The organism is Sandarakinorhabdus sp. (assembly GCF_031430775.1).
In the GTDB taxonomy this organism is placed as follows: domain Bacteria; phylum Pseudomonadota; class Alphaproteobacteria; order Sphingomonadales; family Sphingomonadaceae; genus Sandarakinorhabdus.
Window position 1 is genome coordinate 12,992 of record NZ_JANPCD010000170.1, and the last position, 22,516, is coordinate 35,507.

The following is a 22,516-nucleotide window of genomic DNA, read 5'->3' on the forward strand; positions in this document are numbered from 1 at the left end:
TCGGCGTGCTATGAAAAATGGTGGAATCGGGTTAACCTGTTGCCAAGGCCGGGTACGCCGCCAGGCGCGCCCCTGACGCCAAGGACAAGTGTTTGCACCAGGGGAGTGAACGACCATGTCTGAGGATTGGGCAGCAGACGTCAGGAACCATGTTCCGGATGCCGACCCAGCAGCGATTGCCGGTATCGTGCGATATTGCGGCATAGCCCTTCGTAGCCGCGATGCGTCGCTGGTGTCGTTTTCGGATCCGGTGGAAACCGGCCGGGTGCGGGAGAACTTCCTCAAGAAGAAGTTGGCGCTGGCGGATGGCGATGACGTTCTCGACGCCGCTGTCGCGCAGGTCGGAGTGCGGATGGCGGGCGAACCCACCAAGAACCGCGTCACTGTCTATTACCTGCTCGCCGAGCACTTTGGCCGGCTCGGCGATTTCATCAGCGCCAAGGATGCGGCGCTGAAAGCGAACGGTCCGGCCAACGATCCTGCATCGCCGCCCCTGCCATTGGCTGCGACCGATTCGCTACCGGCGCCGCCGGTCATGCCGCTGGGCCTTGCTGCTATGCCGGCGGCCGGGCCAGTGCATCATCGCCGCGCGCATGGCGGTTATGGCCTTGCTGGCTTGGGCCTCATCGGCCTTGCAGTGGCTGTCTTTGCGGGCATCGGCGTGCTGGTGACCGGCGGCTCGGCATCGTCACCGGCGGATGTCGCCGTGGCGCCGGCCGTCATGGCGGAGCCGGCCACGACCGTGATCGAAGCCCCTGATGGCGCCGGGGTGGTGGCACAGTTCATGGACGGCAAACCAAGCCTGTCCGTCTATTTCGACACCGCAAAGTCCGAAGTCATCGCCGATTTCGAGGCCGCCGCCGCGCCGCTCAAGGCCTGGCTCGATTTTCATCCTGCAGAACGGATCGTGGTATCGGGCTATAATGATGCGACAGGCAATGCAGCCCTCAATGCCGAATTGTCCAAGAACCGCGCTCGCGCCGTGCAGGCCGCGCTGGTATCGGCCGGCATTCCCGCTGATCGCATCCTGCTGGAAAAACCTGCTGCCACAACGGATACGGACGTCAGTTCGGCCGAGGCGCGGCGCGTCGATGTGATGGTCCGCTAACCCAGCAGCTGCATCACCGCCGCGCCCAGGCCGGCAGCAAGCAGCAGCCATGGCGTGGACCAGCCGCTGCTCTGCCCGCGCTCAGGTGCGGGCGGCATCGGTGCCTGCGGCGGCGCGGCACCGGGCATCGGGTTGTCGGCGACGAACTGGCGGAATATGCGCGGCAACTGCGCCAGGGCGCGGGCATTGAGCACGATTCGATCGGCAATGACCGCCTCTGGCCCCATTTCGTCGCGTACCCAGTCGCGGACATAGGGTTCGGCGACTTCCCACATGTTGACATGCGGATCGAGCGTCAGCGCCACGCCTTCGACCATCACCATGGTCTTTTGGAGCAGCAGCAGATGCGGCTGGACCGGCATGTCGAAACTGCGCGTGATCGAGAACAGACCTTCGAGCAGGTCGGTGATGGCGATGTCTTTGGCGCGCTTGCCGCGGATCGGCTCCCCCACCGCGCGCAGCGCCGTGGCAAAGGCCGCGACATTGTGGTGACCGGGCACATAGCCGGCCTCGAAATGGATCTCGGCCACACGCGCATAATTGCCGGTCACCAGCCCATGCAGGATTTCGGCCAGATACAGCCGCGCCCGGCGGTTGATGCGCCCCATGATGCCGAAATCTATGACTCCGATGCGGGCATGCGGGTGGCCATCGCCGGCCGGAATCACGAACAGATTGCCCTGATGCAGATCGGCGTGGAAAAATCCCTTGGCAATCGCCTGTGCCAGAAAGCCGTTGACCAGCACCCGCGCCAGCCGCGTCCGGTCAAAGTCCAGAGCGGCCATGGCCGCCCGGTCCGAGACCTTCACGCCGTCGATCCAGTCGATGACCAGCATGCGCCGGCCCGAACGCGCCCAATCAACGGCAGGAATGACATAGTCCGGCTCGCCGGCAAGTATCTCGGCAAGCTCCGACGCCGATGCTGCCTCGCGGCGCAGGTCAAGCTCGGTTTCGATCCAACCCTTGAACATGGCGATGACGGCGCGCGGCCGCAGCCGGGCAAATTCCCCGCCCAGCGTTTCAAGATGCGCCGCGCCCCATTCGTAGGTGGCGATGGCGCGCGCTACTTCTGCCTCGATGCCGGGACGCAGCAACTTGATGGCCACGGCGCGGCCGTCACTGGTGACGGCACGGTGGACCTGGGCGATGGAGGCAGCCCCGACCGACACCGGGTCCACCGACTGGAACTGCTCCCGCCAGTTTGGCCCGAGCACCGGCTCCAGCGCCGCAAACGGCACCGGCGGCAAGGCATCCTGCAACCGCGCCAAGTCAGCTGCAGCCTCCTGCCCGATCAGGTCGGGCCGTGTCGCCAACGCCTGGCCGAGTTTGATGGCAGCAGGGCCGACTGCCGACAGCCCGCCGGCAAAATCAGGTATGGCGGGCGCGCGGGCGCCCAGCCGAGCGACACGGGCCACCAGGCGGATGGCCAGCGGCAGGGCAGGGCCTTCGAACGGGCGCAGGGCGCCATGCCGGGCAAGCCGCCGGCCCCAGACCAGCATCCGCCAGAAATGCACGATGGCAGGCGTCATGCCGGGATCAGACCTTCCAGCCGGAATGCACGGCCACTGCGCCGCCCAGAATCGGACGGTATTTGACGCGAGTAAAACCGGCAGCTTCGATCATCGCGGCAAATGCGGGCATGCGCGGAAAGCGCCGGATCGATTCGATCAGGTAACGGTAGGACTCGCCATCGCCGGCCACCATCTGGCCAATGCGCGGCACCAGCTTTTCGGAATAGACGTCATACAACGAGGAAAAGCCCGCCCATTCGGTCGTGGAAAATTCGAGGCAGAAAAACCGCCCGCCAAATTTCAGCACGCGGTGCGCTTCGGCCAGGGCAGCGGGAATATCGGTGACGTTGCGGATGCCGAACGCGATCGTATAGGCGTCGAAATGCCGGTCCGGAAACGACAGCACTTCGGCATTTTCCTCGCGCCAGACAAGGCTGGTGAGGCCGCGCTCCGCCGCCCGGCCCATGCCGACTTCGAGCATGTGCGGGTTGATGTCGGCGACAGTGACACTGGCGCCGGACCCGGCAATGCGAAATGCGATGTCGCCGGTGCCGCCGGCCATGTCGAGGATGTGCTCGCCGGCGCGCGGGCGCAATTGGGCGACGAAGTCGTCCTTCCAGACCCGGTGCATGCCTGCCGACATCAGGTCGTTCATGATGTCATAGCGCCGCGCCACCGAGGCAAAGACATCGCCGACGCGCCGGGTCTTTTCCTCCGGCGCCACGTCTTCATAGCCGAAGCTGACGGTTTTCTGGGTCACGGCGGCGTCCTTGCTCATGGCCGATGCCCCTAGCCGAGGCTTGGCGCCGGCGCAAACGCGCCCTATGTCGCGCGTCACGCCGCAATCGCCGGTTGGAGTCGCCATGCCGGAACTGCCCGAAGTCGAAACCGTCATGCGCGGGCTGGAGCCGGTCTGGCTCGGGCAGCGGCTGGACGGCGTGATCCTGCATCGCCCCAACCTGCGCCGGCCCTTCCCGCAAGACCTGGGCCAGCGGCTGACCGGCGCTGTTATCATGCGCCTGCATCGCCGTGCCAAATACGGCCTGATGGACACCGACCGCGGCGACACGTTGATCATTCACCTGGGAATGTCGGGCCGGATGCGCGTCGATCCGGATACCATCGGCAAGCACGACCATGTCGTTTTCACCACTGGCAATGGCCGCACGGTTGCCTTCAACGATGCCCGGCGGTTTGGCAGTCTCGACCTTGTGTCCAGCGCCGACCTGGCGGCGCATCCACTGATTGCCGGCATCGGTCCCGAACCGCTTGGCCCCGAATTCGGCCTCGGCTTGCTGGAGCGTGCCTTTTCGGGCCGCATGGCGCCAGCCAAGGCGCTGCTGCTCGACCAGCGGCTGGTGGCCGGGCTGGGCAATATCTATGTGTGCGAATCCCTGTTTCGTGCCGGCATTCATCCCGCAACGCCCGGCAGCCATGTCCCCCGCCCCCGGTTGAAGGCACTGGCCGCCGTGATTCCCGCTGTGCTGGCTGAGGCCATTGCTGCCGGCGGGTCGTCCCTGCGAGATCATGCGGCGCCCGATGGCACTTTGGGTTATTTCCAGACCGGCTTTCATGTGTATGGCCGTGAAGGCGCGCCTTGCACCGCGTGCGGCACGCCTGTGGCCCGCATCGTCCAGTCAGCCAGATCAAGCTTCTTCTGCCCGTCCTGCCAGCGTGGCCGAGGGTAAGGGCTTGACCCGGACCGCGCACTCACTTATGCGGCTGCGCTCTTGGTGCGAGGGGTTTCCTGGCGCCAGACCGGCCTTGTGCCGGCATCAGCGCCGGCACCTGCACGGGTGACAGCACTGCCGCCGCGCCGGTTCATGCAATAGTTTTTACACCATCAAGGACGACCATGGCCAACACGCCCCAGGCTGAAAAGCGCATTCGCCGCAATGCCCGCCGCGCCCTCACCAACAAGGCGCGCGTCAGCCGCATCCGTACCTTTGTGAAGAAGGTCGAATCAACGCTCGCCGGCGGCGATCCCGCTGCTGCTGCGGCTGCCCTGGTGGCTGCCCAGCCGGAAATGATGCGCGGTGTCTCCAAGGGCGTTCTCCACAAGAACACCGTTGCCCGCAAGATCAGCCGGCTGTCCAAGCGCGTGAAGGCCCTGGCCACCGCCTGAGTGTTTCGGCACGGCGCAAATGCGCCGCGCCCCTGCCTGCGCAATGCCTGTCGCCGTCTGTCCCATATCCGGGGCGGGCGGCGATTTTCGTTTGGCTTTCTTGTCCCGGTCTGGCCGATTCGTTGCCGTGATTCGCGGAAGCCATTTGCCGATTCGCCGGGCCTGAACCGTTGCCGGAAGGACAAAGGCGGAACATTGTGTCAGGTGCCAGACGGCTACCATGAAAAGCGAAATCGCAAGCCCGGGCACTTCTGTTTTCATGACAGGCACGCCGCGAATCGGCTCTGTGGATAATTGCAGTAGATTCAATGGATTGCGAATCTCTCGCCGGGGGCCTGTCATCAACGTGTCATGAATTTGTCACGTAAAATCAGACCCTTGCAGGTCTCTCCAAGGGTGGTCCCCGGCTTGGCCTGTCAATCGCTTTATTTGCGGCGCTGACAAATTCTGTTGCTTGCTTGACGACCGTCCGCTTGCTTATCTGTGCCTCGGTTCGAGGCCGCTGACGGACATTCCGTCTGGCGACATCAATCGGAAATTTTATGAGGCAAGGCAGGAAGCTCGCGTTTTCTGCATGCGGTGTAGCGTGCCCTGTGTCTTGCGCTTGGTTGCCCTGTTTTGGTGCGCCCAAGGGTAATCCGGACATCTTCACCTCCATGGGTTGCGCCCGGTCCGGTTGCGGACAGCGTGCGGACTGTGCGGCTGCATGTCTGTTTTGCTTGGGTTTCGGTGGCTGATCCGCGCTGTGGGTTGGGGGTAATGGTCATAACGGCCAGGAGGTTGGGGTCACGTGTCGGCATTGGTTGCATCATCTGTCGTGTCTGCATCCTCTGTGGCCGTTGACTCTCTTTCCGGACCTGGCTTGCGCATCCCTTCGCGTGGTCCCCAGTCTGGACCCCAGCCTGGCCAGGCTGCGCGTCCGATGGTGGCCGCAGATCTTCAGCCCCGGTTGGCCGCCGACGCTGACAGCCTTGCATGGGGGCGCGTGCGCGCTGCCCTGCGTGCCGAAACCGGCGATTCGCTTTTTGACACCTGGCTTGCCCCGCTCGCCTTGATCGGCTGCGAAGGCGAAACCGTTCGTCTTGCCGCGCCATCGGCCTTTCTCGCCGATTGGGTCGGCGGCCAATACACCGACAAGTTGCGCCAGCATTGGGCGGCCCAGCGCCCCGGCAGCCGGCGTATCGCCCTGGTCGTGCAAGCTGTTCCGTCGGCGCCGACATCGCAGCACGCCGTGCAGCCGGCGCTCGAAACCAGCGGGCCGTTGCCCGTCGAGGCGCGCTACAGCTTTGACAGCTTCATTGTCGGCAAGTCCAACGAACTGGCCTATAATGCCGCCATGACAGTGGCCGAGGCTGGGCCTGTCGGGTTCAACCCGCTGTTCCTCCATGGCCCGACGGGGCTGGGCAAGACCCACCTGATGCACGCCATCGGCAATGCCGTGATGGCCCGGCAGCCCGATGCCCGCGTCGCCTATATGTCGGCGGAAAAATTTATGGTCGAGTTTTTGGCCGCCATGCGCGCCAAGGACACGATCAGCTTCAAGCAGCGGCTGCGTTCGGTGGACCTGCTCATGATCGACGATGTGCAGTTCATCGCCGGCAAGGAATCGACGCAGGAAGAATTCTTCCACACGATGAACGAAATCATCGGCGCCGGAAAACGTCTGGTCATCACCGCCGATCGCAGCCCGCAGAACCTCGAAGGCATTCAGGACCGCATCCTGTCGCGCATGGCCTGGGGCCTGGTCGCCGACATCAACCCGGCCGACTATGAATTGCGGCTCAATATCCTGCATGCCAAGTTGGCCGGCATGGCCCAGCGCGTGGTCGTGCCCGATGAAGTCATCGAGTTTCTGGCACGCAAGATCACGGCCAATGTCCGCGAACTCGAAGGCGCGCTGAACCGTGTCGTCGCCTATGCGGCGCTTGTCGGCCAGGCCGTCACCCTGGAATTCACTCGCGAGACGCTGGCCGATCTGCTGCGCGCCCATGAGAAAAAGCTGACCATCGACGAAATCCAGCGCAAGGTCGCCGAACACTATGGTCTGAAGATGCAGGATTTCTTGTCGGCCCGCCGTGCCCGCGAAGTTGCGCGGCCGCGCCAGCTTGCCATGTACCTGGCGAAAAAGCTCACGCCGCGCTCGCTCCCCGAAATCGGTCGGCGGTTCGGTGGCCGTGACCACACCACGGTTATGCACGCGGTCAAGCGCATCGAAGAACTGCGCGCCACCGACCGCGAGATCGACGCCGATGTGGTGCTGCTGACGCGGCTGCTCGACGCCTGAGCGCACGGATGCGCACAGTTTATGCTGGCGCCGGCGTGCGCCTCTATCACCTCGATGACACTGATCCCGTCGCGCAGACGCTGTTCTACGGTCCGCTCGATGCCGCGCTGGACGTTGCCCGCCAGCAGCCCGAGGACATACAGGCCGGGCTGTGGCTCGCGACGGAAAATGACGTCGTGTCCTTTCTTGACATTGAGCAGGGCTGAAACCCTTCCCACATTCATCCCGGGCCGCTAACCCGGCCCGGTGAACGGTTTCCTTCAGCGCGGCGCATTCTGGATGGTGGTGTCCTGCGCTGCCTTTGCGTCGATGTGGGTGATGATCCGCTATGCCTCGGCCAGCCTGCATGCCTTCGAGATCGTGTTCTTTCGCAATTTCATCGGGCTTGTCTGCCTGTTGCCGCTGCTGGCGCGCAATCCCGGCTTGATCCGGCTGGAAAACTGGCGCCTGCACCTGCGGCGCGCGACGTCGGGCTTCATCGCCACCATGGGCACATTCTATGCCGTAGCCAATGCGCCCCTGGCGACGGCGCTATCGATCAATTACACGGCGCCGCTGTTCGCAACCGTGGGTGCCGTGCTGTTCCTGGGCGAACGCATCCGCTTCCGGCGTGTGCTGGCGCTGGCGTTTGGCTTCCTGGGCATGCTGATCGTCGTGCGCCCTGGCCAGCTGCCGATGACGCCGGGTGTGGTTGCTGCGGTCATCTCGGCTGTCTCCACGGCCTTTTCGGTGATTGCGATCCGCCAGCTTGTCGCCAGCGACGACAGCCGCGCCGTAGCGGCCTGGACCTTCATCCTCACGGTCATACCCAGCCTGATCGTAGCGATGTTTGTCTGGTCCTGGCCGGCACGGGACACCTGGCCGCTGCTGGCCGGAATCGGCGCCATGGCCGCCATAGGTCAGCTCAGCCTAAGCCGCGCCTTTTCGCTGTCCGAGGCGTCGGCGATCCTGCCTTATGATTTTGTGCGATTTGGCCTGGTCACACTGGCGGGCGTCGCGTTGTTCGGGGAGCGCTATGACGCGCTGACGCTGACGGGCGGCGCCATCATCCTGGCCAGCACCATCTATCTTGCCCTGCGCGAGGCCAAGGTCGCCCGCGATGCGCGCGCTGCCAGCCTGCCCGAAAGCCCCAACTGACAAATGCAGGGGGCGGGGGCAGGGGGCTGGCGGAAATGGCCGGTTGCGCGCCGGCCCGCGCCTTCGCATAACCGCGATGCAATCTTTTGGGGAGACGCGAGATGAAACTGGATGGTGTGTCGGCCGTGGTGACCGGCGGTGCTTCGGGCCTTGGTGCGGCGACGGCGCGTGCGCTTGCAGCGCATGGCGTTAAAGTGGCGATCTTCGACATGAACGCCGAAAAGGGCGAAGCCGTTGCAGCCGAGCTTGGCGGCGTGTTCTGCCACGTCAATGTCACGTCCGAGGACTCCGTTGATGCCGGCTTTGCCAAGGCCCGCGCGGCCATCGGCCAGGAACGCATCCTGATCAACTGCGCCGGCACCGGCAATGCCATCAAGACCGCCAGCCGCTCCAAGGAGGATGGCAGCATCAAGCATTTCCCGCTCGATGCCTTCAACATGATCATCCAGATCAACCTGGTCGGCACGTTCCGCTGCATCGCCAAATCGGCCGCCGGCATGATGGCCCTGCCGCCGATGGAAGACGGGGAGCGCGGCGTGATCGTCAACACCGCCAGCGTGGCAGCCGAGGATGGCCAGATCGGCCAGGCGTCCTATTCCGCGTCCAAGGGCGGCGTTGTCGGCATGACCCTGCCGATCGCGCGCGATCTGGCTTCTGAATCGATCCGGGTGAACACCATCCTGCCCGGCATCTTTAACACGCCGTTGCTTCAGGGTGCACCGCAGAACGTCAAGGATGCGCTTGCCGCGTCGGTGCCCAACCCCAAGCGCCTGGGCGCGCCGGAGGAATATGCCTCGCTGGCAGTGGAAATGTGCCCCAATGGCTTTTTCAACGGCGAGGACGTGCGGCTCGAGGGCGCCATCCGGATGGCGCCGCGCTGAGTTTTGCGCCGATTGACTCGCGCTTTGGGCGCAATAGGATGGCAACTGCAACCAAAGGGAGGACGCAATGGGTCACAAGTTTGAAGTCTACAAGGACAAGGCTGGCGAATATCGCGTGCGCTTCATGTACAACAGCGAAGTGATGTTCTCGACCCAGGGCTATGCTTCCAAGTCGTCAGCCATCAGTGCCATCGAATCCATCAAGAAGAACGGTCCTGACGCACCGACCGAAGAAGCCGAATGACATGAAACCGGGGCGGCCCAGTGCCGCCCCGGTTATTCAAATCAGCGCGTCAATGGCAGTCGCCAGCTTGACGTCCCGCGCCGAAAGCCCGCCCGCGTCATGGGTGGTGAGCGCGATCTCCACCTTGTTATAGACATTTGACCATTCCGGATGATGGTCTGCGGCCTCTGCCAGCAGCGCCACCCGGGTCATGAAGCCAAAGGCTTCGACAAATGTCTCGAAACGAAAACTGCGCTTGAGATGCTCGCCATCGACATGCCAGAGCGGCAATTGCGCGCCCAGCGCAGCCCGGGCATCGGCTTTGAGTTTCTCGACCATATCGTGTCCCTTCGCTACTATGCGGCAATGAAAACCCATGCGCCCAGCCTGCACCATATCGAGACCCTGGCCCGGACGGCCATGGCCAATCTGCCGGACCTGTTCCGCCAGCATCTCGCCCATGTCGTCCTCAAAGTCGAGGATTTCCCGGATGAGACGGTCATTGCCGAGATGGGGCTGGAGAGCGAGTGGGACATTCTCGGGCTTTATTGGGGCCGGCATGTCGGCATGAAGGGCGATGTGCCGACCGGCGCGCTGCCCGACATGATCTTTCTGTACCGCCAGCCCCTGCTGGCCGCCTGGTGTGAAGGCGAGGACAGCCTTGAGGCGCTGGTCACCCATGTTCTGGTGCATGAGGTGGGGCATCATTTCGGGCTGAGTGATGAGGCGATGGATCGTATCGCCGCGAGTGGCTAGCGCGCAGCGCTGGGCGCCGGCAGGCGAAAGATCGGCCGGCGGCGGCGGCGCAGGCCCGCGGTCGGACGAGTCAAAAAAGGGGCGGCCTGATGGCCGCCCCTTTTTCGCTCGCCGTCCGGTCTTGCCAGAGTCGGCAGATAACACAGTGCGTTATCTGCGCGCCCGGCTGCGACTAGAAGTTCACCCGTGCCGTCACGCCGAAATACCGATCCGCTTCGCGCGGAATGATATAGCGCAGCGAACCACCAGGGCCGCCGTTGGTGATCTGGGCTGCGAAGCTCTTGTCGAACAGGTTGCGCACCACGAACTGCACGCGGAACTTGTCTTCCTGCTCCACCAGCCCAAGCTGGAGATCGAACAGCGAATAGGCGCCGATGGTGCCGGCAGCGCGGACAGCGGCACTGGCATCGAACAGCGACAACTGGCTCGACTGGGTGGAGGCCTGCAAGCCGAAGGTCACATCGACCACGCCGCCAGTGCGCCAGCGATAATCGGCGCCGATGGCACCCTTCCACTCTGGTGCAAATGCCAGCGGTGTGCCGGCCGGCACGATCGCGGCACCCGGGGGTGCACGGAACGCATCGACGCGCGCCTTGGTCCAGGCAACGCCGCCGGTGATGTTGAAATCACGGAACGGCGTGAAGGCGAAGTCCGCTTCTACGCCGCGGGTCGAAACATCGCCGGCGTTGGTGAAGCGGGTGATGATGACACCGGCGACCAGATCGGGGTTGTTGGCCTGGAAGTTGCGATACTTGGCGTAGAAGCCCGCAAGGTTCAGCGTCAGCTTGCCATCGAGGAACGTGTTCTTCAGGCCGATTTCGAACGAATCCGAAAGTTCGGGTTCGATGACGTTGGTGCCATTGGCATTGAGGTTGAAGAAAATGTTGTAGGCCGGGCCCTTGTAGCCCCGGGTCCAGCTGCCATAGGCCATGATGTCATCGCTGAAATCGAACTGCAGGCCGGCCTTGCCCGACAGGTTGGTGGCATCGGTGGCGGCGCGATAAGGCACGCCGTTGGTGGCCAGCGGGTCGCCGTTGATGTTCGCCGGTGTCGAGGTCAGGAACACGCCCTGGTCGAAGTTGCGATTGACGCCGGGGATGCCGCCGACGTTCGGCGAGGCGACACGGCTGTGAAAGCCTGTCAGGTTATCGACGGTGTAACGCAGGCCGACGATGCCGCGCAGGCGGTCGGAGAAATTCAGCACGCCCTGTCCGAACAACGCGATGTTGTCGAACGTCGAGCCGAACGTGGCCGAGCCGCTGAACTGGCTGGTGGCCGGGGCGCCGGCGCTGCCGCAGGGCACAAGCGCCACCACGGCCGGCGCCGGATTGCAGGTAATGACGTTGCGGGTGAACGTGCGCTGAGACGGCGCATGGCTGTAGAAAACGCCTGCGACATAGGTGAAGAACTGATCGGTCGGCGATGCGATGCGCAGTTCCTGCGTGAAGGTGGTGCCGGTCTGCGGACCATCATCATGCAGCTGCGGCACGCCGGCCACGGCCTGGCCGATCCAGTCGCCATCGCGGATTTCGCGGTTCTTGTAGCTGCGATAGGCCGTGATCGAAGTGACGCTGTGCGTGCCCAGTTCGACGTCGAGCTGCAATGACCCGCCCCAGCTGTCTTCCTCGGTGCGGGTCACCAGATTCTGGCGGATGGTGCGGGTGCCGTCACCCTTGAAGTTGATGCCGGCCAGCGCCAGCGCGCCAACGCCGGTCGGTTGCGTGCCGATCACTTCGGCGCAGCAATTGTCCTTGGCCTGGCGCCAATCGAGGATAACCGTGGCCTTCACGGTGTCGCTGATGTCTGCCTCGGTCACGGCGCGCACGCCCCAGCGGCGATAGCCGTTGACGCGGCGGTTCACGTTCGGCGCATCATTGAAGATGTTGCCGTTCCAGGTGCCGTAAAAGCCCGTGATGCGGGTGCGCACGGTGTCGCTGAGCGGCACATTCAGCGCGCCGCGCATGCGATATTCCTCGCCATTGCCGCCAAAGAACGCGCCTTCCAGATAGCCGCCCAGTTCATCGGTCGGGCGCTTGGAGACGATGCTGACCACACCGGCAGAGGCGTTCTTGCCGAACAGCGTGCCCTGCGGGCCGCGCAGCACTTCGATCCGCTCGATATCCACCAGGTCACTGAACGCTTCACCGGCGCGGCTGAGCACCACGCCGTCGAGAACGGTCGAAACCGACGGTTCGCCGGCAATCGAGAACGTCGCGGTGCCAACGCCGCGCAGATACAGCGACTGGTTGATCGTGGTGCCCGACTTGCGGAAGTTCAGGGTCGGGACGAGATACTGCGCGCCTTCGATGTTCAGAGCACCCTGCCGAGCCAATTGGTCACCGCCGACGACCGACACGGCCAGCGGGATGTCCTGAAGCTTTTCCGAGCGCTTTTGCGCAGTGACGACGATTTCCGCCGGCTCCCCTTCATCGGCGGCCACTTCGGCAGGCGCATTCTGCGCCATGGCCGGCGTGATGGCAAAAAGCACAAGGGCAGCGCTGCCCAGCAATGATGCGATCTTCATGGTCTCTCCCCGATTTGGCGCTGCATTGCAGCCGCCCGCCGGCTGACCCCGGCATTTCCCGCATTGCCATGCCGGGATTTGGCGTTTCGCGTCAATTGGCCGGACAGAGAAGCCGCGCCTGTGTTGCTATCGTGTCACAGTTTCAGTCGCGTTACAGACCCAGTTCCGCCATCGTCACAACCCGGTGTTCGCGTGCTGAAATCTCGGCGGCCATGCCCATGGCGACTGCGCGCAGGCCGTCATCGGCGCTGACCATCACCGGGCCGGCGCCGCGCACGGCCTTGGCGAAATGCTGGTGCTGGAAGAAGGTCGAGCCGTGATGCTGGCCAGCCGCCAGCGCTTCGGCTGGCGTTTCGACATGCCAGCGCACAGCCTGCTTGGGGTTCATGAAGCCGACGCGTGGGCTATGGATGAGGTCGCCGGCCGGGATCAGCACATCCAGCCGTGCCTTGTCCCCCACCGCGATGATCTCCTCCTGCTGCTGCGCGCCATCGGCGAACATGTTGAGGTCGAGCATCGCCCGCGCGCCATTTGCAAAATCGACGGTGGTGTAGCTGTTGTCGATGATGTCCGGCGTCCGGCCATCATAGCGCTCGTCCTTGTGGTTCACGTCCATGGCGCCCGAGCAATGCACGCGAACCGGCTCCGACCCGATCACAAGGCGCATCAAGTCAAAGAAATGGCAGCATTTCTCCACCATGGTGCCGCCGGTATTGGCGACAAAGCGGTTCCAGTCGCCAACCTTGACCAAAAAGGGAAAGCGGTGTTCGCGGATCGACAGCGTCTTGAGGTCACCGACCTTGCCGGCGTGGACAAGCTGCACAAACTCGCTGACCGGCGGCATGAAGCGATATTCCATCGCCGTCCAGAATATCGGTCCATAGCTGCGGGCGGCATCGGCCACGGCGCGTGCGTCATCCATCGTCGTGCACAGCGGCTTTTCGCACAATATGTGCAGGCCCGCGTCCATCAGCGGCGTCAGCACCGCGCGGTGCGTGAAGTTCGGTGAAGCAATCACGACTGCATCGCACAGGCCAGAGGCGGCAAGGCCCGCCGCATCTTCAAAACGTGCCACTTCGCCGCCGATGGCCGCTGCGGCGCGGTCGAGGCAGGCCGGCACCGGATCTGCAATCGCGGTGATGACGGCGTTTTCCGTCAGCTTGATGTTGGCGACATGCTCCAGCGCCATCATCCCTGTGCCGACAATGCCCCAGCGGATAGTGTCTGTGCTTTTCATGTGGGCTGTCCCCGGTCTATGGCATGGTCATGAACGAAATCACCCTAAGCCCCAATCCGCGCCCGCTGGGCAAGTCCGAAATCATGGTCAGCCCGCTGGCCTGGGGCATGTGGCGCTTTGCCGGCGACGATGTGAAGGCCGCTCAGGCCAAGTGCGAAGCGGCGCTGGCTGCGGGCATCACCTTTTTCGACACCGCCGACATCTATGGTCCCGACAATGACGAGGCGTTCGGAGCGTCGGAGGCGCTGCTTGGCCGCGTGTTTGCTGCTGCGCCGCATCTCAAAGACCGTATCGTTCTGGCGTCCAAGGGCGGCATCCGCATGGGCGTGCCCTATGATAGCTCGCCCGCCTATCTGCGCGAAGCGGTCGAGGCATCGCTCACCCGGCTCGGTGTCGATCATATCGCGCTGTGGCAGATTCACCGCCCCGACATGCTGGCGCATCCAGCGCAGACTGCCGCCATGCTCGATACGCTGGTGGCCGAAGGCAAGATCGGCGCCATCGGCGTGTCCAATCACACCGTTGCCCAGTCGAGCGCGCTGAAAAAGCATTTGAAATCACCTCTGGTTTCCACCCAGCCGGAATTTTCGCCGCTGGCCACCGCGCCGCTGTTCGACGGCACGTTCGATTGGGCGATGAAGCATGGCCTGTCCGTGATGGCATGGTCACCGCTGGGGCAGGGCCGGCTGGGCGATGGTGATCCGCGTCCCGGCCGCCGGCAGGTGGAAGATCCGCGCACACTTCGCGTCAAGGCGGCGCTGGCTGCGCATGGCGCCAGCTTTGGCGTTGGCATCGCAGCCGCCGCCTATGCCTGGGCGATGGCGCATCCCGCCGGCATCATCCCGATCATCGGCAGCCAGAACCCGGCCCGCATCGCCGAGGCCGCTGACGCGTTCAAGGTGACGTTCACCCGCGCGCAATGGTATGCCATCCTTGTCGCCTCGCTTGGGGAGAATCTGCCATGAAGCCTGTCGAAGTCAGCTGGTTTTCCGCCCTGTGTGACGATGATTACGAATTCCTGGGTGTTCCCGACCAGGCGCTGAAATCCAGCTGGGAGCATTGCCGCAACATCGTGCTGGCGGCGGAAAAGGGCGGCTTCGACAATATCCTGCTGCCGTCAGGCTATGCGCTGGGTATCGACACGCAGATGTTTGCCGGCGCGATTGCGGCGCTGACCAAGCGCATTCGCCTGCTGATGGCGATCCGTGTCGGCGAAACCTGGCCGCCGCAGTTGGCGCGGGCGATTGCCACGCTGGACCAGATTGCGGGCGGACGTTTGACGGTGAACATCATCTCGTCGGACATGCCCGGCGAAACCCTGCCGTCAAAGCCGCGTTACGACCGCACCGTCGAAGTGATGGAAATCCTCAAGACAATCCTGAACGGCCAGCCGCTCGATCATCAGGGCGAATTCTACAAGCTCAAGCTCGATCCGCCCGGCGTCAAGACCGTCAGCGGCAAATGCCCGCCGCTGTATTTCGGCGGACTGTCGGAGGACGCGCGCGAAGCCTCGGCCCGCGCCGCCGATGTCTATCTGATGTGGCCGGACACGATGGACAAGGTGAAGGATGTTGTCGCCGACATGACGGCGCGCGCGGCGAAATATGGCCGCACGCTGAAATTCGGCTACCGCGTCCATGTCGTGGTGCGCGAGACGGAGGCCGAAGCCCGCACGGCGGCGAACCGGCTGTTGTCGAAACTCGATGCCGCCACCGGTGATGCCATCCGCGCCAAATCCCTCGATGCCACAAGCGTCGGCGTCAAGCGCCAGGCCGAACTGCGCGATGCGGCGAGCGACGGCTATGTCGAGGACAATCTGTGGACCGGCATCGGCCGCGCCCGCTCAGGCTGCGGCGCGGCGCTAGTGGGCGACCCGGACCAGATCGTCGCCAAGCTGAACGCCTATGCCGAAGCGGGTATGGAGGCCTTCATCCTGTCGGGTTATCCGCACGCCGCAGAGGCCGATTTGTTCAGCCGGCATGTGCTGCCACGGCTCAACCACGGGCCTTTGGTTATGTAACGGCGACGCCGGGCAGGCGTGCTACCGGCCCTTGAAAGCCGGCAGCCGCTTTTCGCGGTAACTCGCGAACGCCTCCCGGAAATCTTCTGTTCCTGTCGCCTTGTCTTGCTCAAGATCGGCGGCGGCAAAGGCCGTGCTGTAATCCTCGTCAATCGCCGTCCACACCTGCGCCTTCATCGCAGCCAGGCTGCGCGGAGCGGAATAGGCAGCGATGTTCCGCGCATACTCCATCACATGCGCCATCAGCGCATCGTCATCGAGCACGGCATTGACCAGCCCCAGCCGCTCTGCCTCGGTGCCGTCGAACCGCCGCGCGCTGTAGAGCAGGTCCATCGCCCGTGCCGGCCCGATTGCCCGGGTCAGCAGCCAGGCCGAGCCCTTCTCGCCGGGCACGCCGATGCGCGCGAAGGTGGCGTTGAACATGGCCGAGCGCGCGGCAAAGCGGATGTCGCAGTGCAATGACAGGATGAAGCCCCAGCCGAACGCCGGGCCGTTCACCGCCGCGATCGTCGGCTTGCGGCAGGTGATAAGCGCCGGCCAGCCGCCGGAATAATAGGGCGCCAGCGCCGGGCCGACATCATCGCCCCATTGCGGCGCGCTGTCCGGATGTGTCTCCACGCGCCCGCCGGCACCGGTGCCGATGATCGACAGGTCGAGCCCGGCTGAGAATCCGCGCCCGGCACCCGTCACCACGACCACCCTGACCGCATCGTCCGCGCCCGCCCGTGCCACGGCGGCGAAGAACGCGCTCAGCATGTCCGGGGTCAGGGCGTTCAGCTTGTCCGGGCGGTTAAGGGTGATGACGGCCACCCCCTCGGCCACGGCATATAGAATGCTGTCGTCCGTCATCACAGGAACCCCGGCAACCGCTTGGTGATGATGGCATGCGCATCGGCCATGATGGTGTCGATCAGCTGCTTGCAGGTCGGAATGTCGTGGATCAGGCCGACGACCATGCCGCACGACCAGGCGCCGGCTTCCATCGTGCCGTCCTTCATGATCTTGGGATACACGCCGGCGACTTCCTCGATGATGTCCTCGAACTTCAGGTTCGGGCCCAGCGCCTTTTCCTTGGCCAGCAGGCGCTCGACTGCCGCATTGTTGAGCACGCGTTCCGTGTTGCGCAGCGGCCGCATCACCAGCCGCGTGTCCAGCTCGGTGGCGTTCAAAATCGCCTGTTTGACATTGTCATGCACAGGCGCCTCGACGGTCGCGATGAAGCGCGTGCCCATGTTGACGCCGTCGGCACCCAGCGCCAGCGCCGCCACCAGCTGGCTGCCGGTGGCAACGCCGCCGGATGCCACAAACGGGATTTTCAGTTCCTGTGCGGCGCGGGGCAGCAGGATCCAGTTGGGCACGTCATCCTCGCCGGGATGGCCGCCGCATTCGAAGCCATCGACGCTGACGGCATCACAACCGATCGATTCTGCCTTCAGGCTGTGGCGCACGCTGGTGCATTTGTGGATGACCTTGATGCCGGCCTCCTTGAGCACCGGCAGCCATTTTGCCGGATTGTTGCCGGCGGTTTCGACCGCCTTCACGCCGCCATCGATGATGGCCTTGATATAGCCGGGGTAATCTGGCGTCGCGAGGCTGGGCAGGAATGTCAGGTTCACACCGAACGGCTTGTCGGTCATGTCGCGGCAGCGGGCGATTTCGCTGGCAAGATCATCGGGCGTGCGCTGCGTCAGGCCGGTGATGATGCCCAGTCCGCCGGCATTGGACACGGCGGCCGCCATTTCGGCAAAGCCGACAAAATGCATGCCGCCCTGGATGATCGGATGTTCGATGCCGAACATTTCGGTGATGCGCGTCTTCATGGCCTTGTCCCCGATGCTGATCTTTTGCCATGGCTAACCCGCCCCCGCGCTGGCGGCAACGCCGCGTTTGTGGGAGGGTCAGGGCGTGATCGTATTCGGGGTGATGAGCATCACGTTGCTGGTGGGGGCAGCGCAGGGACTCGTGCTGGCCGCGCTGTTGTGGCGGGCGCCCGCCAACCGCGCTGCGAATCGCTGGCTGGCGCTGTTGATCCTGGCCGTGGCGGCACTGATCACGCCCTATATCATTGGCTATGCAGGCTTTTACGATCGCTGGCGCTGGCTGAGCTTTGCGCCGTTCCGATATACGCTGGCCTTCGGGCCGCTGCTCTGGCTTTACGCCGCGACATTGACGGGCAGGGCGCCGGGCCGGGTGTGGCCGCATTTTCTGCCGGTGGCGGTGCAGTTCGCGTCCGATGCGCTGGTGTTTCCATGGCCGCTGGCGGTCAAGAACTGGTGGGACGGCGCCGTCCATGCGCCCTATATCTCGCCCGCGCTCGATCTGGCGACGTTCGTTTCGCTGGCCATCTATGGCCGCCTTGCCTGGGCGTCATGGGCCGAATACCGGCGCTGGCTGGGCGAGAATGTTACCGATGCAGTGGATTTCGATCCCGGCTGGATTCGCAATTTCCTGATCGCGCTTGGCCTTGTCGTGATGGTCTGGCTGGGGTTTTTCATCGCCAATCTGCGTGACCCCGGCCGCAACTACTTCGACCAGTTCTGGCTCTATGTGACCTTTTCGGTGCTGGTCATCTATCTTGGGGTCGAGGGCTGGCGCCACGCCCGCATGCGCTACCCCTTGCCGCCCGATACCCAGCCTGCCCGGCAAGCAGCAACAGCCGGAGATCCGACCGGCCGGGACTGGGCGGCGCTGGGCGCGCGTTTTGTGGGGGAGATCGAGACGCGCCGCCTGTGGCAGGACCCGGACCTGACCGCCACCAGCCTCGCCCGGGCGCTCGGCACCAACACCAACTACCTGGCGCGCGCCTTCAACGAAGGGCTCGGCGCCAATTTCAATGCCGTGATCAACCGTCGCCGCGTGACAGCGGTCCGGGCATGGCTGGAAGACCCCGCCGACAGCCGCGCCATCTTGACCATGGCGATGGATGCCGGCTTCCGTTCCAAGGCCAGCTTCAACCGCGCATTTGCGGAGTTTGTCGGCATGTCGCCCAGCGCAGTACGTCTCAAATCCTGAAAATCATCGGTATTTGGGAATTTCGGGCGATGCTGCCCGCGGAAATCGCAAGGGAAACGGCGTCAACCTTTCGGAGAACCGGCGCCATGTTTTGCAAATCCTTGATTGCCGCCCTGCTGATGTCTGCGCCCGCCATGGCTGCCGACATGCCCGATGCCATGCTTACTGCCGAACAGGCCAGCAGCGATGTCGCGTTGCTGCGCCGCGCGCTGGAGACCGTTCACCCCGGCCTGTATCGCTACACGCCCAAGCGCGACATGGACGCCAGTTTTACCCGGCTCGAAGCCCTGGCGCGCCAGCCAATCGCCACGCTGGCGCTGCACCGCGAGATTGCGCGGCTGGTCGCCAGCATCCACTGCGACCACAGCAAACCCGAATTGCCCGATGCCATCGACGCATGGCGCCGCATCAATCCCAGCCATCTGCCGCTGCGGTTCCGCCTGATTGAAGGGCGTATGGTGGTGCTTTCGGGCGCGCTGCCTGCCGGTTCCGAAATCACGGCCATCAATGGCCGGCCAGTGCCGCAAATTCTCGCCGCGCTGGCGCCGCTCGTCGCCTATGACGGCGACACCGATCAGGCCATCGCGGTCAAGATCGCGGATGACAGCGATTTGTCGGGCAGCGATTTCGACGAATATTGGCCGGGATTGTACGGCGCCGCCAAGAGCTGGGACGTGGCATGGAAAATGCCCGGTGCCGGCAGGAACGAGCGCACGGCTCTGGCGCCCATCAGCTTCGATGCGTGGACGCGGCTTGCTGCGCCCGACGGCAATCATCGGCAAGAATTCTATAACAGCATGACCTGGCGCATGGCAGGCAAGGTGGCGCGGTTGCAGATTGATACCTTCGTCAACTACCGCAATCCCGTGCAGCCCACGGCGTATCTCGGTGGCTTTTTCCGGGCCATGAAGGCGGCTGGCACGGATCATCTGATCCTCGATCTCAGGAACAACGGCGGCGGTTCCGAGGATGTTTCGATCGCGCTGGCCCGCTATCTGTTCGATGCACCGTTCACCTGGTCCAAGCCAGTGCGCTACAAGGCCATCCGCTATGGCGATCTTGCACGACACATCAGCAGCTGGGGCGAGCGTGATGCACTGTTCTACCCGCCGGAGGCCGCCTTCACCCGCACCGCCGATGGCTGGTACGACCGCATCCCGGCAGGGACCGACGAGCGCGACGACGATGACAGCACCATATCGCACGACCCGCGGCCCGAGGCGGAACGCTTCACCGGCCGGCTGACCGTATTGACGGGGCCGCAAAATGGCTCAGGCGCCACCCGTACGGTGGCCTGGCTCAAGGAACGGCGGGGCGCGACGTTGGTCGGCGAGGAAGGATCGGGCAGTGCCGAGGGACCGACAGCGGGCCGGATCTTTCTTGTGACCCTGCCGAAAAGCGGCATCAAGGTGCGCGTGCCAAATGCCTGGAACCGCACCAATATCACGGCTTTCACGCCGCGCCGGGGTGTTGCCGCCGATGTGCTGGTGGTGCCGACACTCGCCGATTTCGAGGCCGCGCGCGACCGCGCCGTCGAAGTGGCCCGCGATTTGCCAGCTCCGCCTGCTGCACTTGATGCCGCCGCCACCCTTGCCGGCGCGCTGGCCGGAAATTGGGCAGGCACGCTGGATTACCGCGATTATGGCGACGACACGCGTGCCAGCCTGCCGACGCTGCTGACCGCCCGTGGCCTGAACTTGTCCTGGGCCTTTGATGATGGCCCGGCCAACACCGTTCGATCAATCGAAAACTGGGCCTTCACGCCAGACGGCAAGACCCTGACAATCATCAGCGGCAAGACCCGCGAGACGCTGGCAGTGTCGGAATTGCGCCGCAGCCGCGATGGCGCGTTGACCATGGTGCTGGACGGCAAGGGCACGGAAAACGACCGGCCGGTGACGATTCGCACCATCCTGACCCAGGACAAACAAGGACTGCGCATCACCCGCATGAGCCGCACGCGCGGACAGCCGTTCATCATGCGCCACAGCTATCAGTTGCGCCCCGCCTGAGGGGCTGGCCGTGCGCCGGGCTGCATGCCACAAGGGGCGCATGCAGGCTGGCACGACCATCTTCGAGCATATGTCGGGCCTCGCCCGCGCCCATGATGCCGTCAATCTGGGCCAAGGCTTTCCCGATTTTGGATGGTCCGATGCGGTGCTGGGGGCGGCGGCAGAAGCCGTTCAGCGCGGCAACAACCAATATCCCCCGATGCGCGGCCTGCCTGAGCTGCGCCGTGCCGTATGCGATCATTATGCCGTGCACCAGGGGCTGGTGCTGTCGCCCGATCAGGTCATCATCACATCCGGGGCCACGGAGGCACTGGCGGCGGGCATATTGGCGGTGGTTCAGCCCGGCGACGAAGTCATCGTCTTCGAACCATTGTACGACGCCTATCTGCCGCTCATCCGCCGCGCCGGCGGTGTGCCGGTGCCGGTGCGCCTCAATCCGCCCGACTGGCGCATCGATGCCGGGGCGCTGGCTGCCGCCATCTCTCCGCGCACCCGCGCGCTCATTCTCAACAACCCGCAAAACCCGGCGGCATCGGTTTGCCCGGCTGCCGATCTCGATATCATTGCCGCGACCTGCGCCGCACACGACCTGATCGCCATTTCCGACGAGGTCTGGGAACATGTGCTGACCGGCGACGCGCCGCATATTCCGCTCGCCAGCCGCCCCGGCATGGCGGCGCGTACCATCAAGATCGGCTCGGCCGGCAAGATACTGGCGCTGACCGGCTGGAAGGTTGGTTGGGCGGTGGCCGAGCCGAGCCTGGCCGAGCGGGTGGCGGGGATGCACCAATTCCTGACCTTCACGACGCCGCCGCCGCTTCAGAGCGCGGTTGCCGTCGGCCTGGCATTGCCGCCTGACTGGTTCGCGGCATCCCGCGCGCGGCTGACGGCCGCCAAGGCGCGCCTGTCGGAGACATTGTTTGCCGCTGGCTGGCACCTGCTGCCTTCCGCCGGCTCCTATTTCATATCCGTCGATCTCGCGGCGTCCGGCGTTGCCATGGATGACATCGCCTTTTGCGAGCGCGCTGTGCGCGAGGTTGGTGTCGCGGCGATCCCCATGTCGGCCTTTTACGCCGCCGCGCCCGAAACCGGACTTGTGCGGCTGTGTTTTGCCAAAAGCGATGCCGTGCTTGATGAAGGGGCGCTGCGGTTGGCACGGGCGCGGGATTTGTTCAGCAAGGGAGCGGCGTGATGGAGAAGAAGGAAGTTGTCAGATCCGGCATCGGCTTTGGCTCGGCACTGGCCATGGTCATCAGCTGGAGCCTGCACAAATCGATCCTGTGGGCGATCGTGCACGGGTTCTTGACCTGGTTTTATGTGATTTATTACGCGGTGACGCGGTAGGCGCATCTGACTGCGGCCGCCGGCAAAGCCGTCGAGTCCGCTGAAGCGAAAAGCAAGCAAGGCAGGTTGCGGGCAAGGCCCGCGCGTCGGACGGGCCGAACGTGCCGGCCTGTAGGCCGGTCGTTCGCCCGCCGGCCGCGCTTGCCGGAGTCGGCAAATTGCGTTGCGCGCAATTTGCGCGCCCGGCTGCGCTGGAGCGGGCAGCGGGAATCGAACCCGCACGAGCAGCATGGGAAGCTGCCAGGCTACCACTACATCATGCCCGCCTGAGGGCCGCTTGCCATGGCGCGGGGCCGCAGGTCAACTGTCGGCGTCGCGGTGGCCGAATTCACCGTACCAGTC

22 protein-coding genes and 1 tRNA gene are annotated in these 22,516 nt (G+C 64.4%); 15 read left to right on the forward strand and 8 right to left on the reverse strand.

Going from position 1 to position 22,516, the window contains the following annotated elements:
* Window positions 1–115 precede the first annotated feature (115 nt).
* Window positions 116–1,108 carry a DUF2853 family protein gene (locus RMQ73_RS10835; RefSeq protein WP_310498245.1) on the forward strand — a complete coding sequence of 331 codons (993 nt, stop codon included), beginning with the start codon at window positions 116–118 and terminating at the stop codon, window positions 1,106–1,108.
* Here the strand turns inward: RMQ73_RS10835 and RMQ73_RS10840 are convergent.
* Together RMQ73_RS10840 and RMQ73_RS10845 are read right to left on the reverse strand one after the other, a co-directional pair.
* Window positions 1,105–2,637 (reverse strand): AarF/UbiB family protein, encoded by a 1,533-nt coding sequence (locus tag RMQ73_RS10840; protein ID WP_310498246.1) that lies wholly within the window; start codon window positions 2,635–2,637, stop codon window positions 1,105–1,107. The two genes, RMQ73_RS10835 and RMQ73_RS10840, sit on opposite strands and share 4 nt — an antisense overlap.
* Before the next feature lie 7 nt (window positions 2,638–2,644).
* Window positions 2,645–3,397: a class I SAM-dependent methyltransferase gene (locus RMQ73_RS10845; RefSeq protein ID WP_310498247.1), complete on the reverse strand. Its 753-nt coding sequence runs from the start codon at window positions 3,395–3,397 to the stop codon at window positions 2,645–2,647.
* Window positions 3,398–3,482: 85 nt separating this feature from the next.
* On the opposite strand from RMQ73_RS10845, the gene mutM reads away from it, so the two are divergent.
* The 7 genes from mutM to RMQ73_RS10880 all read left to right on the forward strand — a co-directional run bounded on the left by mutM (window position 3,483) and on the right by RMQ73_RS10880 (window position 9,290).
* The gene (gene mutM / locus RMQ73_RS10850; protein ID WP_310498316.1) at window positions 3,483–4,307 is read left to right on the forward strand and encodes a bifunctional DNA-formamidopyrimidine glycosylase/DNA-(apurinic or apyrimidinic site) lyase; all 825 of its coding nucleotides are present in this window, start codon (window positions 3,483–3,485) and stop codon (window positions 4,305–4,307) included.
* Window positions 4,308–4,474: 167 nt separating this feature from the next.
* On the forward strand, window positions 4,475–4,744 hold the full coding sequence (gene rpsT / locus RMQ73_RS10855) for a 30S ribosomal protein S20 (protein ID WP_310498248.1): 270 nt from the start codon (window positions 4,475–4,477) through the stop codon (window positions 4,742–4,744).
* Between the two features lie 922 nt (window positions 4,745–5,666).
* On the forward strand, window positions 5,667–7,028 hold the full coding sequence (dnaA, locus tag RMQ73_RS10860; protein ID WP_310498249.1) for a chromosomal replication initiator protein DnaA: 1,362 nt from the start codon (window positions 5,667–5,669) through the stop codon (window positions 7,026–7,028).
* 8 nt (window positions 7,029–7,036) lie between these two features.
* Entirely contained in the window at window positions 7,037–7,234 is a 198-nt protein-coding gene (locus RMQ73_RS10865) for a hypothetical protein (protein ID WP_310498250.1), read from the forward strand.
* A 40-nt stretch (window positions 7,235–7,274) separates the two neighbouring features.
* Entirely contained in the window at window positions 7,275–8,165 is an 891-nt protein-coding gene (locus RMQ73_RS10870) for a DMT family transporter (RefSeq protein ID WP_310498251.1), read from the forward strand.
* Window positions 8,166–8,266: 101 nt separating this feature from the next.
* A complete protein-coding gene (locus RMQ73_RS10875; protein WP_310498252.1) occupies window positions 8,267–9,046 on the forward strand; it encodes an SDR family NAD(P)-dependent oxidoreductase in 780 nt (259 codons plus the stop codon).
* Between the two features lie 67 nt (window positions 9,047–9,113).
* Window positions 9,114–9,290 (forward strand): DUF1508 domain-containing protein, encoded by a 177-nt coding sequence (locus RMQ73_RS10880; protein WP_310498253.1) that lies wholly within the window; start codon window positions 9,114–9,116, stop codon window positions 9,288–9,290.
* A 36-nt stretch (window positions 9,291–9,326) separates the two neighbouring features.
* On the opposite strand, the gene RMQ73_RS10885 is transcribed toward RMQ73_RS10880, so the two are convergent.
* Window positions 9,327–9,608 (reverse strand): 4a-hydroxytetrahydrobiopterin dehydratase, encoded by a 282-nt coding sequence (locus RMQ73_RS10885; RefSeq protein ID WP_310498254.1) that lies wholly within the window; start codon window positions 9,606–9,608, stop codon window positions 9,327–9,329.
* Window positions 9,609–9,635: 27 nt separating this feature from the next.
* Between RMQ73_RS10885 and RMQ73_RS10890 the strand changes: the two genes are divergently transcribed.
* Window positions 9,636–10,025 carry a metallopeptidase family protein gene (locus RMQ73_RS10890; protein ID WP_310498255.1) on the forward strand — a complete coding sequence of 130 codons (390 nt, stop codon included), beginning with the start codon at window positions 9,636–9,638 and terminating at the stop codon, window positions 10,023–10,025.
* Window positions 10,026–10,197: 172 nt separating this feature from the next.
* Here RMQ73_RS10890 and RMQ73_RS10895 read toward each other — a convergent pair whose 3' ends face one another.
* Window positions 10,198–12,549 carry a TonB-dependent receptor gene (locus RMQ73_RS10895; protein ID WP_310498256.1) on the reverse strand — a complete coding sequence of 784 codons (2,352 nt, stop codon included), beginning with the start codon at window positions 12,547–12,549 and terminating at the stop codon, window positions 10,198–10,200.
* A 151-nt stretch (window positions 12,550–12,700) separates the two neighbouring features.
* Complete coding sequence (locus RMQ73_RS10900; RefSeq protein ID WP_310498257.1) at window positions 12,701–13,786, reverse strand: Gfo/Idh/MocA family oxidoreductase; 1,086 nt, start codon at window positions 13,784–13,786, stop codon at window positions 12,701–12,703.
* A gap of 29 nt (window positions 13,787–13,815) precedes the next feature.
* Between RMQ73_RS10900 and RMQ73_RS10905 the strand changes: the two genes are divergently transcribed.
* Window positions 13,816–14,751, forward strand: a complete 936-nt coding sequence (locus RMQ73_RS10905; protein WP_310498259.1) for an aldo/keto reductase — start codon at window positions 13,816–13,818, stop codon at window positions 14,749–14,751.
* Window positions 14,748–15,806, forward strand: coding sequence for an LLM class flavin-dependent oxidoreductase (locus RMQ73_RS10910; RefSeq protein ID WP_310498260.1), 1,059 nt, complete (start codon window positions 14,748–14,750; stop codon window positions 15,804–15,806). The genes RMQ73_RS10905 and RMQ73_RS10910 overlap by 4 nt, the downstream gene beginning before the upstream one ends.
* A gap of 21 nt (window positions 15,807–15,827) precedes the next feature.
* Here the strand turns inward: RMQ73_RS10910 and RMQ73_RS10915 are convergent, their stop codons facing one another.
* Together RMQ73_RS10915 and RMQ73_RS10920 are read right to left on the reverse strand one after the other, a co-directional pair.
* A complete protein-coding gene (locus RMQ73_RS10915) occupies window positions 15,828–16,655 on the reverse strand; it encodes an enoyl-CoA hydratase-related protein (protein ID WP_310498261.1) in 828 nt (275 codons plus the stop codon).
* Window positions 16,655–17,626 carry a nitronate monooxygenase family protein gene (locus RMQ73_RS10920; RefSeq protein WP_310498262.1) on the reverse strand — a complete coding sequence of 324 codons (972 nt, stop codon included), beginning with the start codon at window positions 17,624–17,626 and terminating at the stop codon, window positions 16,655–16,657. Before RMQ73_RS10920 ends, RMQ73_RS10915 begins: the two co-directional genes overlap by 1 nt.
* An 85-nt stretch (window positions 17,627–17,711) precedes the next feature.
* On the opposite strand from RMQ73_RS10920, the gene RMQ73_RS10925 reads away from it, so the two are divergent.
* The 4 genes from RMQ73_RS10925 to RMQ73_RS10940 all read left to right on the forward strand — a co-directional run bounded on the left by RMQ73_RS10925 (window position 17,712) and on the right by RMQ73_RS10940 (window position 22,174).
* Window positions 17,712–18,818, forward strand: a complete 1,107-nt coding sequence (locus RMQ73_RS10925) for a helix-turn-helix transcriptional regulator (RefSeq protein WP_310498263.1) — start codon at window positions 17,712–17,714, stop codon at window positions 18,816–18,818.
* 119 nt (window positions 18,819–18,937) lie between these two features.
* Window positions 18,938–20,830, forward strand: coding sequence for a S41 family peptidase (locus tag RMQ73_RS10930; RefSeq protein WP_310498264.1), 1,893 nt, complete (start codon window positions 18,938–18,940; stop codon window positions 20,828–20,830).
* A gap of 40 nt (window positions 20,831–20,870) precedes the next feature.
* Window positions 20,871–22,022: an aminotransferase gene (locus tag RMQ73_RS10935; protein WP_310498265.1), complete on the forward strand. Its 1,152-nt coding sequence runs from the start codon at window positions 20,871–20,873 to the stop codon at window positions 22,020–22,022.
* Window positions 22,022–22,174, forward strand: a complete 153-nt coding sequence (locus tag RMQ73_RS10940; protein WP_310498266.1) for a hypothetical protein — start codon at window positions 22,022–22,024, stop codon at window positions 22,172–22,174. The genes RMQ73_RS10935 and RMQ73_RS10940 overlap by 1 nt, the downstream gene beginning before the upstream one ends.
* Window positions 22,175–22,366: 192 nt before the next feature.
* On the opposite strand, the gene RMQ73_RS10945 is transcribed toward RMQ73_RS10940, so the two are convergent.
* Window positions 22,367–22,440: transfer RNA gene (locus tag RMQ73_RS10945), tRNA-Gly, on the reverse strand.
* Window positions 22,441–22,516 lie beyond the last annotated feature (76 nt).